General features: G+C 75.0%; 13 protein-coding genes and 2 pseudogenes. 5 read left to right on the forward strand and 10 right to left on the reverse strand.

Annotated features, from left to right (window positions below; genetic code table 11):
• The 3 genes and pseudogenes from ACZ597_RS34860 to ACZ597_RS34870 all read left to right on the forward strand — a co-directional run.
• A pseudogene (locus tag ACZ597_RS34860) lies at nucleotides 1-167 on the forward strand (2-oxoacid:ferredoxin oxidoreductase subunit beta); the annotation flags it as partial.
• Nucleotides 168-249: 82 nt separating this feature from the next.
• Entirely contained in the window at nucleotides 250-1,803 is a 1,554-nt protein-coding gene (locus ACZ597_RS34865; RefSeq protein ID WP_471339284.1) for an MFS transporter, read from the forward strand.
• Between the two features lie 120 nt (nucleotides 1,804-1,923).
• Nucleotides 1,924-2,133 (forward strand): annotated as a pseudogene (locus ACZ597_RS34870) (FAD-dependent monooxygenase); the annotation flags it as partial.
• Between the two features lie 177 nt (nucleotides 2,134-2,310).
• On the opposite strand, the gene ACZ597_RS34875 reads toward ACZ597_RS34870, so the two are convergent.
• From ACZ597_RS34875 to ACZ597_RS34900, 6 genes are all read right to left on the reverse strand, one after another.
• On the reverse strand, nucleotides 2,311-3,321 hold the full coding sequence (locus ACZ597_RS34875; RefSeq protein WP_471339286.1) for a glutathione S-transferase family protein: 1,011 nt from the start codon (nucleotides 3,319-3,321) through the stop codon (nucleotides 2,311-2,313).
• 127 nt (nucleotides 3,322-3,448) lie between these two features.
• Complete coding sequence (locus ACZ597_RS34880) at nucleotides 3,449-3,868, reverse strand: MDR/zinc-dependent alcohol dehydrogenase-like family protein (protein ID WP_471339288.1); 420 nt, start codon at nucleotides 3,866-3,868, stop codon at nucleotides 3,449-3,451.
• 264 nt (nucleotides 3,869-4,132) lie between these two features.
• A complete protein-coding gene (locus tag ACZ597_RS34885; protein ID WP_471339290.1) occupies nucleotides 4,133-4,987 on the reverse strand; it encodes an alpha/beta fold hydrolase in 855 nt (284 codons plus the stop codon).
• Nucleotides 4,987-5,583 carry a TetR-like C-terminal domain-containing protein gene (locus tag ACZ597_RS34890; RefSeq protein ID WP_471339292.1) on the reverse strand — a complete coding sequence of 199 codons (597 nt, stop codon included), beginning with the start codon at nucleotides 5,581-5,583 and terminating at the stop codon, nucleotides 4,987-4,989. Before ACZ597_RS34890 ends, ACZ597_RS34885 begins: the two co-directional genes overlap by 1 nt.
• A 39-nt stretch (nucleotides 5,584-5,622) precedes the next feature.
• Nucleotides 5,623-6,255 carry an NAD(P)H oxidoreductase gene (locus ACZ597_RS34895; RefSeq protein ID WP_471339294.1) on the reverse strand — a complete coding sequence of 211 codons (633 nt, stop codon included), beginning with the start codon at nucleotides 6,253-6,255 and terminating at the stop codon, nucleotides 5,623-5,625.
• 59 nt (nucleotides 6,256-6,314) lie between these two features.
• Nucleotides 6,315-7,064: an SDR family oxidoreductase gene (locus tag ACZ597_RS34900; protein WP_471339296.1), complete on the reverse strand. Its 750-nt coding sequence runs from the start codon at nucleotides 7,062-7,064 to the stop codon at nucleotides 6,315-6,317.
• Between the two features lie 139 nt (nucleotides 7,065-7,203).
• Here ACZ597_RS34900 and ACZ597_RS34905 point away from each other — a divergent pair, with 139 nt between their 5' ends.
• Entirely contained in the window at nucleotides 7,204-10,635 is a 3,432-nt protein-coding gene (locus ACZ597_RS34905; protein ID WP_471339298.1) for an AfsR/SARP family transcriptional regulator, read from the forward strand.
• Between the two features lie 128 nt (nucleotides 10,636-10,763).
• Nucleotides 10,764-12,266 (forward strand): MFS transporter, encoded by a 1,503-nt coding sequence (locus tag ACZ597_RS34910; RefSeq protein WP_471339300.1) that lies wholly within the window; start codon nucleotides 10,764-10,766, stop codon nucleotides 12,264-12,266.
• Here ACZ597_RS34910 and ACZ597_RS34915 read toward each other — a convergent pair.
• From ACZ597_RS34915 to ACZ597_RS34930, 4 genes are all read right to left on the reverse strand, one after another.
• Entirely contained in the window at nucleotides 12,199-13,020 is an 822-nt protein-coding gene (locus tag ACZ597_RS34915) for a phosphotransferase (RefSeq protein WP_471339302.1), read from the reverse strand. The genes ACZ597_RS34910 and ACZ597_RS34915 overlap by 68 nt on opposite strands.
• 16 nt (nucleotides 13,021-13,036) lie before the next feature.
• The gene (gene melC2, locus ACZ597_RS34920) at nucleotides 13,037-13,861 is read right to left on the reverse strand and encodes a tyrosinase MelC2 (protein WP_471339304.1); all 825 of its coding nucleotides are present in this window, start codon (nucleotides 13,859-13,861) and stop codon (nucleotides 13,037-13,039) included.
• Nucleotides 13,858-14,286: an apotyrosinase chaperone MelC1 gene (gene melC1, locus ACZ597_RS34925; RefSeq protein WP_471339306.1), complete on the reverse strand. Its 429-nt coding sequence runs from the start codon at nucleotides 14,284-14,286 to the stop codon at nucleotides 13,858-13,860. The genes melC2 and melC1 overlap by 4 nt, the downstream gene beginning before the upstream one ends.
• Before the next feature lie 170 nt (nucleotides 14,287-14,456).
• Nucleotides 14,457-14,966 carry a RidA family protein gene (locus ACZ597_RS34930; RefSeq protein ID WP_471339308.1) on the reverse strand — a complete coding sequence of 170 codons (510 nt, stop codon included), beginning with the start codon at nucleotides 14,964-14,966 and terminating at the stop codon, nucleotides 14,457-14,459.
• Nucleotides 14,967-14,989: the final 23 nt, after the last annotated feature.

Below are 14,989 nucleotides of genomic sequence, written 5' to 3' on the forward strand. Positions count from 1 at the left end.
ACCCCGACACCCTCCACCAGACCCCCATCGGCGTCTTCCGGAGCGTGGAACGACCCGTCTACGACACCCTCATGGCCGACCAGCTCGACACAGCCATAGAGCAGCACGGCAAAGCGGACCTCGCCGCCCTCCTCACCGGCCCCGACAGCTGGACGGTCCCGCGCTGAAGCCCCACCCCGCCCCCCGACCGCAACACGTCCGCAACAGGACCCGAACCGGATCCGAAGCGCCGGGCCGCACAGTGCCGCCATGACTTCGACGACCACATCCCCCGAGCCCGCCCCGGCCCTGCCCCGGCGGGCCGGGGCGCGGCAGTGGCTGGGACTCGCCGTGCTGCTGCTGCCCGTGACCCTGATGACCGCAGACCTCGGGGTGCTCTGGCTGGCCACCCCCTACCTCACCGCCGACCTGCACCCCACCAGCAGCCAACTGCTCTGGACCACCGACATGTACGGGTTCATGACCGCCGGCTTCCTGGTGATCATGGGCACGCTCGGCGACCGGATCGGGCGCCGCCGGCTGCTGCTGGCCGGGTCCGCCGGGGTGGTCGCCGCCTCGCTGCTCGCCGCGTACGCCCCCGGCCCGGGCACGCTCATCGCGGCGCGGGCCCTGCTGGGCGTGGCGGGCGCGGCGGTACTGCCGTCCACCCTCGCCCTGATCAGCCACATGTTCGCCGACGCCCGCCAGCGGGCCACCGCCATCGCCATGTGGGTCACCGCCCTCTCGGTCGGGATCGCCGTCGGCCCCGTCGTCGGCGGAGTGCTGCTGGACAGCTACTGGTGGGGCTCGGTCTTCCTCCTCGGCGTCCCCGTCATGCTCCCGGTGCTGTTCCTGGCACCGCTGCTGCTCCCCGAGTACCGCGACCCCGCCGCCGGCCGGATCGACCTGCCCAGCGCCGGACTGTTCCTCCTCGCGGTCCTCCCGGCCGTCTACGGGGTCAAGAAGCTCGCCGAGCACGGCCCGCAGCTCCCGCAGCTGGCGGCCGTCGCGGCCGGCACCCTCTTCGCCGTTCTCTTCGTACACCGCCAGAACCGCCTCACCACCCCCCTCCTCGACCTCCGCCTCTTCTCCCGGCCCGCCTTCACCGGCGCCCTGCTGGCGCTGCTGCTCGGCATGACCGCCCTCAACGGCATCGAGTACCTCGTCCCGCAGCACTTTCTCGCCATCGGCGGGCTGAGCCCGCTGGCCGCCGGCCTGTGGCTGCTGCCCGGAGCGGCGGGCCTGGTCCTCGGCTCCCAGCTCACCCCGGTGTTCGCACGGCGGACGCGTCCCGCCCACGTCATCCTCGCCGGCCTGGCCCTCACCCTGCCCGGGTTCTGGCTGGCCACGGCCGACGGCGTCGTGCCCGTCTCCCTCGGCCTGGCGCTGGTCATGTTCGGCATCGCCCCCATCAGCGTCCTCGGCACGGCCCTCGCGGTGGGCTCCGCCCCGGCGGAGAAGGCCGGTTCGGCGGCGGCGACCGGCCAGACCGCGTACGACCTCGGACTCGCCCTCGGCATCGCCGGCACCGGCAGCGCCGCCGTGGCCGTGTACCGGGACGGAGTCACCGCAGGGGCCCCGTCCGGGCTGCCCGCCGACGCGCTGGCCGCGGCCCGGGACACGATCGGCGGCGCGGCCGACGCGGCGGCACGGCTCCCCGGCACCCTCGGCACCGAACTCCTCACCACGGCCCGGGAGGCGTTCACCGCCGGCTTCCACACGGCCGCCCTGGTCAGCGCGGGCCTGGCCGTCCTGACGGCGGTGGCGGTGGCCGCCCTGCTGCGCCGCATCCCCCCGATCGGCGGCCCGGACGGCCCGGAGTGAACCCGCACCCCGAGGCGTACGTTCGCTGATCCGCGAGGCCGACGCCGTCGTCGAGGCTCGGGGTGTCGGTACCGGTTCTTCTCCAGCCTCGCCCCCGGCGAGAGCGCCGGCCCGGAGCGGATGCAGCAGATCGTCGACGAGCGCGGCCCGCGCGGCGTCCGCCTCGTCGAACCCCTCTGGGAGACCGTCTTCCGCATCCACGCCCGGCACGCGGGCACCTACCAGCTGGGCCGCGTCTCCATCGCCGGCGACGCCGCCCACGTGCACGGCCCCGCCGGCGGCCAGGGCATGAACACCGGGGTGCAGGACGCCCACGACCTCGCCTGGAAGATCGCCGCCGTCGTCCGGGGCGAGGCCCCGGCCGCCCTGCTCCGGGACTACGGCGCCAACTGGAGGAACCCGCCGAACGGCTGGGCCCGGCGGTACGGGACTGACACCCCGAGGGCAGCACGGAGGGGGCGGCCGCGGGGCCGCCCCCTCGGTACGGTGCCCGGCCGGGCCGCCGCCTCAGGCCCGCGACGGCGCACCCAGCGGCGGGACGGCCTCGGCGGGGGAGGGCGGCCCGGGCGGGGTGCCGTCCCCGAACGGGCGCCCGCCCAGCGCCTCCCGGCCGTGCGCTTCGAGCCAGCCCGACGGGTCGGGGCCGGCGGGAACGATCCCGGACGGGTTGATGTGGCTGTGCACGACGTAGAAGTGCTGCTTGATGTGGTCGAAGTCGACCGTGTCCCCGAACCCCGGCGTCTGGAACAGGTCCCGGGCGTACGCCCACAGCACCGGCATGTCCGAGAGCCGCTGCCGGTTGCACTTGAAGTGGCCGTGGTACACGGCGTCGAAGCGCACCAGCGAGGTGAACAGCCGGATGTCCGCCTCGGTGATCGTGTCGCCGACGAGGTAGCGGGACCGCTCCAGCCGCTCCGAGAACCGGTCGAGGCGGTCGAAGAGCGCCTCGTACGCCTCCTCGTACGCCTCCTGGGACTTGGCGAACCCGGCGCGGTAGACGCCGTTGTTCACGTCCCTGTAGATCTCCTCGCTGACCGCGTCGATCTCCGCCCGCAGCGCGGCCGGGTACAGCTCCGGCGCCCCGTCGCGGTGGTACGCCGTCCACTCCAGCGACATGTCCAGGGTGATCTGCGCGTAGTCGTTGGTGACCACCTCGCCGCTCGGCACGTCCACGATCGCGGGCACGGTGATGCCCCGGTCGTACTCGGGGTCGCGGGCGAAGTAGGCCTCCTGGAGCCGCTCTATCCCGAGTACCGGGTCGCGGCCGTCCGGGTCGAGGTCGAAGGTCCAGCTGCGCTTGTCGTGCGTCGGCCCGGCGACGGCCAGCGGCAGGGCCTTCTCCAGCCCGAGGAGCCGGCGGACGATCGTCGCGCGGTGCGCCCAGGGGCAGGCGCGGCTCACCACGAGACGGTAGCGGCCGGGCTCCACCGGGAAGCCGTCGCGTCCGTCGGCGGTGATCCGGGTGGTGATGTACCGGCTGTCCCGCGTGTAACCCTTGTCGGGGCGTACGTTGCTCATCCCCGGGGCCTACCCAGGAACAGCGCCGCCGAGCGGGCGCTCCACCGGCCCTCCACCGCCCCTCGTCCGGACGCCACCGAGCCCTCCCGCCGCGACCGCGCGCGCCAGGAGGGCTCCGGGGGACCCGCTATGCGCTGATCCGCCGGTCCCCGACGGCGGCGGCGGGCCACCCGAAGGAGAGCTCACCCGTGGTCAGCAGGTCCAGCGGCTGCGCCAGTTCGCGGTCCCCGGGCGTCGCGGCACGGAAGACGAAGTGCCGCAGTCCCGCCTGCTCGGGTCCGCCGAAGAACCGGAAGAAGCCGATGTCCGCGCCCCGCGGGGCGAAGCTCTCGTACAGGAACACCGTCCGGCCGTCGGCGGTCAGCTCGCCCGCGGCGGCCTCGTACACGATGCCGAAGGAGCCCTCGGAGGCCTCGGGCACCGCGTCCGCGGTCACCACCCGGCGGGCGCCTTCCAGCCGCACCGCCTCGGCGGCCTCCCCGGCGTCCCGCACCACCGCGGTCACCTCGGCGGAGACCGACCCCCGCCGCGCGCTCCTGGAACGCATGGGCCGCTCGCCGACATCAGCCTGCGCGATCCCGCCCCCTGACCCGCGCCCCCACCACGGCCTGGGTCAAGGCGGGCGAGACCGTCCTCGCGGCATTACGCCGCTCTCGCCCGACGCTTCCTGACGCCGCCACAGCGATCCTCGCCTCCGGTCCCGGTCCCGGTCCCGGTCCCGGTCCCGGTCCCGGTCCCGGTCCCGGTCCCGGGCCAGGGCCAGGGCCAGGGCCAGGGCGAGGACCGGGCCGTGATCACGGCGCCGGCGGAACTATTCTCCGGCGAGTACGTCCAGCAGCCGCGCGGCGAACTCCGCCGGGCGCTGGGCGCACCCCACGTGCCCGCCCGGGAACTCCGCGAAGGCGGCCCCGGTCAGCTCCGCCAGCCGGCTCGCCGGCCCGTACAGCGCATCGGCCCCGCGCGAGTCGGCGCCCGCCGCCAGCACCAGCCGGCCGGACTCCCGCCGCAGCCCCGCCACGTCCGGGGCGCTCCCCGTGAACGGGACCAGCACGTGCTCCAGGAAGAACGGCTGGTTCGCGTACATCCGCGGCGCCATCTCCCGTACCTCCGGCGGAAGCTCGGCGGCCGGCTCCCCGGCGGGCCGCTCCGGCTCCGGCCCGCCCAGCCCCTCGCCGAGGCGGGCCATCGCCGCCCCCGTCCCCTCGGCGCGCAGCAGGTCCCGTACCTCGGCGAAGAGCGCCCGGTACGGCGCGGGCGCGTCCAGCACCTCCACCAGCGGCGGCTCGTGCGCCACCACCCGGCGCACCCGCCCGGGATGACGGGCCAGCAGCTCCAGCGCCGCCACGGCCCCCGCGCTGCACCCCAGTACGTACGCGGCCTCGTGCGGGGAGACCAGTTCGAGCACCCGGTGGGCGTCCTCGGCCCAGACCCCCACCCGCTGATCGGCGGGCGGCCCGTCCAGCGTGCTGCGCGACTGGCCGCGCGGGTCGTACGAGACCACCGTGTACCCGGCGGCGGCGAGCCCGTCCGCCATGCCCGCGTACAGCCCGGCGTCGGCTCCGCCGCCCGGGATCAGCAGCAGCACCGGGCCGCTGCCCCGCCTCTCGTAGTACAGGGCGGCACCGGGAACCTCCAGCGTGCCGGTCGTGAGCGTGTCCGTGCCCATCAGTGCGCCTCCTCCTCGTTCCGTCCTCCCGGTGACGGCCAGTTCTCCAGGGCCACGTGCAGCGCGTCCAGCCCCCGCGACCAGGACTCGTCCACCTCGCGGGAGTGCCCGAAGCCGCCGCTCAGTTCGAGGTGGACGTAGCCGTGGAAGGCCGCCCGCAGCAGCCGGGCGGCGTCCGTCAGGTCCGGGTCCGCCAGCCCGTAGGCGCGCAGCATCCCGTAGGTCAGCTCCACGCTCCGGCGCAGCCCGGCCGAGCCCTCCACCTCATGCGGCTCGAACCGCATCTGCGTGGCCGCGTAACGGCCCGGGCGTTCCAGCGCGTAGGCCCGGTAGGCGTCGGCGAAGCCGGCCAGAGCCTCCTTGCCCGCCCGTCCCGCGACGGCCGCCGCGATCCGCTCCGTCATCTCCTCGGAGGCCGCGAGGGCCACCCGCACGCGCAGCTCCCGCAGGTTCCTGACGTGCGAGTACAGGCTCGCGTCCTTGACGCCGAAGCGCCGCGCGAGCGCGGACAGCGTCACCTTCTCCAGCCCGGCCTCGTCCGCCATCTCGGCGGCCGCCTCCGTGAGCCGTGCCGCGTTCAGACCCGCGCGCACCATCGTGCCCCCAAACCTAGACCCTCTAGGCAGAAAGCTAGATCACCCAGCAACAGGCTGTCCACTCCTTTCCCCGGCCGCCGTGAAGGCCGCCAGCGCAGCCTCCGCCGAGGCGAACACCTCCCGCGCCCGATCCGCCCGCAGCGCCTGCGGAACCCCCGAGAACTCCGTCCCGTACACCAGCCGCACCTCGGCGTCCGCGATCCCGCAGAACCGCGACACCCCCACCGTCAGCTGGAGTTCCAGGGCCCGGCCCAGCCCCGTGCTCTCGTAGGACTCGGGCGTCCCGCCGGCCAGCCCCAGCCAGAGCATCCGCTTGCCGGCCAGCCGGGGCCTGCTCCGCCCGTACGCGAAGCCGTAGTTCCACACGCGGTCGATCCAGCCCTTCACCACCGCCGGCGGGGCGAACCACCACACGGGGAAGACCACCACCACCCGGTCGGCGGCGGCGATCCGCCGCATGTGCTCACGCACCACGGGCGAGTACCGCTTCTCGCGGTCCTCCCAGTCGGGTTCGTCCTCGGGCGTCAGCCGCGGGTCGAAGCCCTCGGCGTACAGGTCGAGCAGGTCGACCTCCTCCCCGGCCTCCTCCAGCGCGAGCCGGGCGCGCCCGGCGACCTGCCCGGTCAGGGAGTCGCTTCGGGGGTGGGCGAGTACGAGCAGGGTCCGGGACATCACGGTGCCTTTCGCGTCGGGCGGGTCGGGCGGAAGCGGAGGAGGGGGACCGGGAGCCGTCAGATGCCCAGCCCCGAGCCGCCGCTGACGTCGATGTTCTGGCCGGTGATCCAGCGGGCGTCGTCCGAGGCCAGGAAGGCCACCACATCGGCGACGTCGTCCGGCTGCCCGACCCGGTCGAACACCGAGAAGCGCGCCGCGTGCGCCTTGGCCGCCGGGTCGGCCATCCACGGGTGGATGTCGGTCTCGATCGTCCCCGGCGACACCGCGTTGACCGTGATCCCGCGCCCGCCCAGGGTCTGCGCCAGCGTCAGGGTCAGCACCTCCACCGCGCCCTTGCTCGCCGCGTAGGAGGTCATCCCCGGGAAGGCCGTCTTGGTGACCCCGGAGGAGACGTTGATGATCCGTCCGCCGTCGCGCAGCCGCTCCAGGCCCTTCTGGATGATGAAGAAGGGGGCCTTGGCGTTGACCGCGAAGACCTTGTCGTAGTCGGCTTCCGACACCTCGTGGATCAGCCCGGGCCCGGCGATCCCGGCGTTGTTCACCAGGATGTCCACCCCGTCGGCGTGCTCGTCGAAGGCCTCCCACAGCGCCTGCGCGTCACCCGGCAGCCCCAGTTCGGCACGGATCGCGAAGGCCCGGCCGCCCGCCGCGGCGATGGCGTCCACCGTCTCCTTCGCCGCGGCCTCGTTCCCCGCGTGGTGCACGGCGACCCGCGCCCCCTCGGCCGCCAGGGCCAGCGCGATGCTCCGGCCGATCCCGCGGCTCGAACCGGTCACCAGCGCGGTACGTCCGTCCAGCTTCCCCATGACACTGCTCCTTCTACCCGTCGGTCCTCGCCGGCCGCCGCTCTTCGGCCCCGGCAGGAAGGAGACTCGCGGGAAGCGGTTCGGAACCGGCTCGGAATCCGTTGCGGCCCTGTTCGGACGCCGGGTTACGGTGGGCCGCATGCGATTCGGGGTGCTGGGACAGCTGGGCGTGTGGACTGCCGACGGAACTCCCGTCAGGGTTCCCGAGTCGAAGGTCCGGGCCCTGCTCGCCTCCCTCCTCGTCGACCCGGGCCGGCCCGTCGCCGCGCACCGCCTGATCGACGACCTGTGGGGCGAGGAGACCCCCGGCAACCCCACCCGCGCCCTCCAGGCGAAGGTCTCCCAGCTGCGCCGCGCCCTGGACGAGGCCGAGCCCGGCGCCCGCGCCCTGGTCGAGTCCCAGGCCCCCGGCTACGCCCTGCGCGCCCCCGAAGGCAGCCTCGACACCGCCGCGTTCGCCTCCCTCGCGGCCCGCGCCCGCGCCGCCGCCGACCCCGGGGTCCGCGCCGCACTCTTCGCCGACGCCCTCGGCGTCTGGCGCGGGCCGGCCTTCGCCGGGTTCGAGCAGGAGGCCTTCGCCCGCGCCGCCGCCCACCGGCTGGAGGAGGACCGGCTCGCCGTACGGGAGGAACACGCCGAAGCCCGCCTGGAACTCGGCGAACACACCCGGCTGGCCGGCGAACTCGCCGAACTGGTCGCCCTGCACCCGCTCCGCGAGCGGCTGCGCGCCGCGCACTTGACCGCCCTCTACCGCGCGGGCCGGCAGAGCGAGGCCCTCGACGGGTACGAGGACCTGCGCGCCCGCCTCGCGGAAGACCTCGGCATCGACCCCGGCCCCACCCTGGCCGCCCTCCGCCAGTCCATCCTCACCCAGTCCCCGACCCTCGCCACCCCGCCCACCCCCTGGCCGTCCACCCCGCCCCCCTCCCGGGCGGCCGTCCCGCCCGGGGCCCTGGGTCCTGCGGCCCCGGGCGGGCCTACGGGCTCTGCCGTCCCGCTCGGGCCCACGGGCTCTGCCGCCCCGCTCGGGTTCCCGGGCTCTGCCGCCCCGGGCGGCTCCGGCGCCCCCGGCCCCGAAGCCCCCGGCTCCACGCCCCCGGGCGGCCCGGGAGCCCCCGTCCCGACCGCCCCCGGCGGCAACGGCTTCGCCGTCCCCGTCCCCACCAACCTTCCGGCCGCCCTCTCCCCCCTCCTCGGCCGGGAGGAGGCCGTCGCGGCCGTCCGGGAACTCGTCGGAACCCGCCGGCTGGTGACCCTCACCGGCCCCGGCGGCGTCGGCAAGACGAGCCTCGCCGTCGAGACCGCCCGCGCCCTCGCCCCCCACGCCTTCCCCGACGGCGTCTGGCTCGTCGAGCTCGCCGGCACCACCGCCGCCGGCCTCGCCGACGCCGTCGGCACCGCCCTCGGCATCCGCGACGACGCCGTATGGGGCACGCCCCCCGAGGCCCAGCGCCGCCGGACCCCCGGCGAACGCCTCGCCGCCGCCCTCCGCGACCGCGCGCTGCTCCTCGTACTCGACAACTGCGAGCACCTCGTCGACGACGTGGCCGCCCTCGCCGAAGTGCTCCTGCGCACCGCCCCCGGCCTGCACGTCCTGACCACCAGCCAGGAACCCCTCGCCCTGGCCGGGGAAACCCTGTGGGCCGTCCCCACCCTCGAACCGGCCGCCGCCGCCGACCTGTTCACCGCCCGCGCCACCGCGACCGCCCCCGGCCTCACCCTCACGGCCGAGGACCGCGAGACCGTCGCGGCCATCTGCCGCCGCCTCGACGGCATCCCGCTCGCCCTGGAACTCGCCGCGACCCGCGTCCGCGCCCTCGGCGTACGCGGCGTCCTCGACCGCCTCGACGACCGGTTCCGCCTCCTCAGCTCCGGCCGCCGCGGCGCCCCCGCCCGCCAGCAGACCCTGCGCGCCGTCATCGACTGGAGCTGGGAACTGCTCACCGCGCCCGAACGGACCGTGCTCCGCCGCCTCTCCGTCCACGCCGAGGGCTGCACCCTGGAAGCCGCCGAAGAGGTCTGCGCGGGCCCCGGCACCGATCCCGCCGACGTGCTCGACCTGCTCGCCCGCCTCGTCGACCGCTCCCTCCTGGCCCTCGCCCACACCCCGGCCGGCCCCCGCTACCGGCTGCTGGAATCGGTCGCCGCGTACTGCGCCGAACGCCTCGACGAGGCCGCCGAGTCCGAGGCCGTACGCGCCCGCCACCTCGCCCACCACCTGGCCCTCGCCGAAGCCGCCGAACCCCGCCTCCTCGGCGCCGGGCAGCACTCCTGGCTGGAGCGCCTCGACGCAGAGGCCGCCAACTTCCGCGCCGCCCTCGCCCACGCCCTCGCCGCCGGCGCCACCGCCGAAGCCCTGCGCCTGGCCTGCGCGCTGGCCTGGTACCGGGTGCTGCGCGGCCGGCTCGGCGAGGGACGCCGCGCCCTGGACGCGGCACTCGACGCGGCCTCCGCCGCCCCGGACCAGGCCCCGCCCGCCCTGCGGGACCGCGCCGAGGTCCTGCGCACCGGCTTCGCCGTCATGGCCGGCGAGGGCGCGGACCGCACCGCCCGCATCGCGCACGCCCTGCGCGCCTACGAGGACACCGGCACCCCGCACGACCTCGCCCGGGCCCGCTGGTTCCTCGCGCACGCCCTGTGCGGCACCGGCGACCTCGCCGGGGGCCGCGAGCTGACCGGGCTCGCCCTCGAAGGGTTCACCGCCGCCCGCGACGACTGGGGCACCGCGGCCGCCCTCGCCGACCGCTCCGCCCAGCGCCTGCTCGCCGGCGACCTCGACGGCGCCGCCCGCGACGGAGCCCGCAGCGCCGAGCTCTTCACCCGGCTCGGCGACGGCGCGGCCCGCCTCTGGACGGTCTACCCGCTGGCCTCCCTCGCCGAGATCCACGGCGACCACCGCGAGGCGGCCCGGCTGCGCCACGAGGCCCTGGCCACCGCCGAGAGCCTGGGCCTGGCCACCCAGGCCGCCGACCTGCTGTCCGGCCTGGGCCGCGGCGCCCTGCTCACCGGCGACCTCGAAGCCTCCCGCGAGCTGCACGAGCGCTCCCGCCGCCGGGCCGCCGAACAGGGCTTCCAGGCCGGGGAGATCAACGCCGTCCTCGGTCTCGGCCTCATCGCCCGCCGCGCCGGCGACCTGGACGGGGCCGAGACCCACATGCGCCGCGTCCTGGACTGGCACCGCTCGGTCGGCCTCGACGACGCCAACGCCCTGATACTCGCCGAACTGGGCTACGCCGCCGAGCTGCGCGGCGACGCGGAGGCCGCCCTCGCCCTCCAGGAGGAAGGCCTCGCCACCGCCCGCGCCACCGGCGACCCGCGCGCCCTGGCCCTGGCCCTCGAAGGCCTCTCCGGAGCCCTCGCCCTGGCCGGCGACCCATCGGCCGCGGCCGCGCTGCTCGGCGCCGCCGACGCCGCCCGCCGCTCCACCGGGGCGCCCCTGCCCCCGGAGGAACGCGCCGACGTCGACCGCGTCGCCGGCTCGGCGCGCACCGCCCTCGGCCCGGACGCCTTCGCGGCGGCCTTCGCCGAAGGCGCCGCCCGCGCCCCGGAGTCGGCCTACCGCCCGGCCTAGCCAGCCCTGACCGAACCCCCGGCCCCTGCCGTCCGCGCCAGCCCTTGCGTACACCGTTCCGTCGTGCGTACAGTGTCCGCAGAACGAAACGTCGTACGCATCGAGACGAAGAGGAAAAGGACGCCCCCATGGAAACCAGGAACCCGCGCCGCTGGTGGATCCTGATCGTGCTGTGCCTGAGCTCGCTGGTCCTGGTCGTCGACTCCATGGCCCTGACCGTCGCGGTGCCGTCCATGACCACGGACCTCGGCGCGAGCGCGCAGGACACCCAGTGGATCCTCGACTCCTACATCCTGGTCTTCGCCGGCCTCCTGCTCACCTCCGGCAGCCTCGGCGACCGCTTCGGCCGGCGCCTGGTCATGCTGGTCGGCCTGGTCCTCTTCGGGGCGGCGTCACTGGCCGCGACCTTCTGCTCCGACCCCGGCGAAGTGATAGCCGTACGCGTCGCCATGGGCGTCGGCGGCGCGCTCATCATGCCGTCCACCCTCTCCATCCTCATCACGGTCTTCGACGAGGACGAACGGCCCAGGGCGATGGCGGCCTGGGGCTCGGTCTCCATGCTCGGCCTGATCGGCAGCCCGGTCCTCGGCGGCGTCCTGATCGACCACTTCTCCTGGCAGTCGATCTTCCTCATCAACGTCCCGGTCGTCGTCCTCGCCGTGATCGCCGCCCTCACCCTCATGCCCGAGTCCAAGGGCCCCTGGCAGAAGCCCGACCCGCTGGGCGCCGTCCTCTCCGCCGTCGGCATGACCGCCCTCGTCTGGTGGATCATCGAGATCCCGCAGCACGGCGCCTTCGAGGGCCGCGCCGCGCTCACCCTGGCCGTCGCCGTGGTCGGCCTCCTCGGCTTCGTGGTCTGGGAGAACACCACCGCCTCCCCGATGGTCCCGCTGGTCCTCTTCAGGAACCGCGACTTCAGCGGCGGTTCGCTCTCCCTGACCCTCGTCCAGATCGGCAACGGCGGCCTGCTGCTGGTCCTGACCCAGTACCTGCAGTTCGTCCTCGGCTACTCGCCCCTCAAGGCCGGCCTGGCCTTCGTCCCGCTCGCCGTGGCCGCCCTGATCGGCAACGGAGCGGGCGCCGGCCTCGCCGCCAAGGTGGGCAACCGCCCCCTGATCGCAGGCGGCATGGTCGTGATGGCCGGCTCCTTCGCCCTGCTCACCACCGTCTCCCCGACCAGCGGCTTCACCGTGCCGGCGGTCGCCCTGGGCCTGCTCGGCCTCGGTGCGGGCCTGGCCATGCCGGCCGCCGTCGGCGCCCTGATGGCCACCATCCCCGAGGAGAAGGCGGGCGTCGGCTCGGCCCTGAACGACACCATCGGGCAGGCCGGCAGCGCCCTCGGCATCGCCATCCTCGGCTCGCTCCTCGCCTCCGGCTTCGCCGCCGGGATGCCGGCCGGAACGCCCGAACAGGCCCGGCACTCCATCGCCGGAGCCCTGGCCGCCGCCGGCGGGGACCAGGAGATGGTCCGCACGGCCCGCGAGGCCTTCGTCTCCTCGATGTCGACGACCTTCACCGTCAGCGCCGCCGCCATCCTGGCCGCCGCGGTCCTCGCCACCATGGTCATGCGGAGCCGCAAGCAGGCCGAGCCCGCCGCGCCCGCCGCCGAGTCCGAGCCCGCCGCCGCCTGACCGGCCCCGCAACGCCGACGAAGAGGCCCGCGCCCCCACCGAGGGGGCGCGGGCCTCCGCCGCGCGCGGCTCGGCTTCCGTGGTGGTCGGCCAGCGCCTCGGCCGCCGCCCGGTGCCCGACCGCGGCCAGCACCGGGTTGGTGACCCGGTACTCGTGCTCGGCGGTGAGCCCGAACCGCAGCGCCCAGCCCCGCCCCCGGGCCCACGTCGCGTCGTCCACCGCCGCCTCCTCGCGGAACGCCCCGCGCGCGTCGGCGGACAGCAGGGTCCAGGCCGCCATCATGTCGCAGGCCGGATCGCCCACCCCCACGGTCCCGAAGTCGATGACGGCGCTGAGCCGCCCGCCCCGGCCCGGCAGATTGCCCGGCAACAGGTCCCCGTGCAGCCAGACGGGCTCGCCCCGCCACTGCGGAAGGCGCAGCGTCTCCTCCCAGGCGGCGGCCGCCGCGTCCGCGTCCACCGTGCCGTCCGCGCCCAGGTCCCCGATCGCGGCCCGCACCTTCGCGTCCGCCGTCCCCGCCGGCCCGCCCCGGAACGACGCCGGCGCGCCGGCCGTGTCCACCCGCCGCAGCGCCGCCGCGAAGCGGCCCAGGCCCACGGCGGCCCCGCGCAGGTCACCGACGGGCTCGTCGAAGAGGTCCTCCCCCTCCAGCCTGGCCGCCGAGATCTGGCGGCTGCTGGCCGAGACCCTGGAGAGCGCCGGAGCCGCCGACGGCCCCGGGGACCCCGGCCCGGTCTGACGGCCCGCCGCCACCGGCTCCGGCCGGTCGTTACGGCTTGTCGAAGGTGTAGAAACGGCGGTGGTCCAGCATGTCGGCCGGAGTCACGTTGTTCCACGGCGGCAGAGCGCCCCGCAGGTCGATCACGTTCTGCGTCCGCGCCGCGGGCAGGTAGCCGGCTTTGGGGTTGCGGGCCTGCCAGTCCGCCCACAGCTTGTCGATGAAGGCGTGGTGCAGCCAGAACACCGGGTCGTTGGGGGAGGCCGCGGTGGCCATGTGCCCGCCCACCCACACGTGGACCCGGTTGTGCAGGTTGGTCCCGCGCCAGCCCTCCAGGTGGTTGCGGAACCCGCTCGACGAGCTGTTCCAGGGCGCGGTGTCGTAGACCGGCATGGCGAGCACGGAGTCCACCTCGGCCCTGGTCGGCAGCTGCGGCACCCCCGACCCCAGGACGCGCCGCAGGTAGTCGCGCCGGTCCACGCCCACCGTCACGGGCCACCTGCCGCCCGTGTAGGCGAACGGCCCGTCCAGCACCTGGCCGTCCCGGCCCCGCCTGCTGCCGCCCATGAAGTCGGATGCCCACAGGGGGGAGTTGGCCGCCCGGTCGACGGTCCAGTCCCAGTACGGAAGCGCGACGTTGCGGTCCACCCGCTGGAGCGCGGCCTCGAAGTCCAGCAGGAACCGCCGGTGCCAGGGCAGGAAGGACGGCGTGCGGTGCCCGATCCGGGGCCCGAAGTCCGAGTCGCTCATCAGGTAGTAGTTGTGGGCGTTGACGTACCGGTCGTAGACGCCGGTCCGCTTCAGCTCCAGCACCGCGTTGACGAAGGCGCGCTTCTCGTCGGGGGTCAGCGCGGCCACGCTCTTGCGTACGGTCACAGCTGCGGAGCCTCCTTCGGGAGGACGAACGGGGCGAGTTCGGCGCCCTGGAGGTCACGGATGGCGGCGCGGGCGGCCGAGACCGGGTCCGGGAAGCTCTCGTAGTGGTTGACGACGGTGACCCAGCTGCCGTCCGCGTTCCCCATCAGGTGCAGCTCTTTGCCGTCGATCTTGATGCTGGGCACCGGCATGCCGTGGTGCCCCGCGGCACCCAGCGTGATCTGGATGCGGCGCCCCTCGTACACCTCGTCGATGCCGCCGGTGGGTATGGACAGGGGCGCTCCGGAGGCGCCGGGGGCTCCGGAGGCACCTGACGTCCCGGCCGCCGGGGCCGGGGCCGACGAGGACGAGCAGGCGCTCAGCCCCAGGGCGATGGACGCCCCGGCACCGATCCCCAGAGCCTGTCGGCGAGTGATCTTCTTCATGGCCTGAAGAAGTACCAGAAGGCCGAAACCCGCCGATCGGTGCCCCCTGCATCAAGATCCCCGGGCCTCCGGCGGCCCCACGACGACAGCCCGCGTCCGGGGCCAGCAGGACTGGCCCCGGACGCGGGCTGTGAGGGGGTCGCGCGGCGGTCACCGTGCGGGACGCCCGGTCAGGAGCGCGGCGAGACCTTGACGATGGCCTCGATCTCCACCAGCTGGTCGGCGAAGGCCAGGTCGGAGACGCCGACGATGGTGTCCGTCGTGCGGTGCTTGCCGACGTACTCCTTGTGCAGGCGGGCCGCCGTGTCGAAGTTCTGGCGCAGGTCCTTCGTGTAGATCTTCATGCTGATGATCTGGCTGCGCGGCACCTTGTAGTGCTTGAGGACCTTGTCCAGGTTCTCGAACGACGTGCGGACCTGCTTCTCGAAGTCGCCGACGCCGACCAGGTTCCCGGCCGCGTCGTGCGACAGCTGCCCCGAGATGTAGATCTCGTCGCCGGCCTTGATCGCCTGCGAGTAGCCGTAGGTCTCCTCCCAGGCCACCCCGAAGCCGAAGTGGTCCCAGCCGCGGCGCGCCGTGTCCTGCGCACTTGCCGCCTGCGGTCCCACGAAGGTGATCATCGCGGCCGCGGTCGCGGCCACCACGGTGGCGATGCCGAACTTGCGCCTTGACTTGGTCATTCCTGTCGTCCTTTCGTCCCCAG

This window comes from Streptomyces sp. NPDC040718, assembly GCF_055593565.1.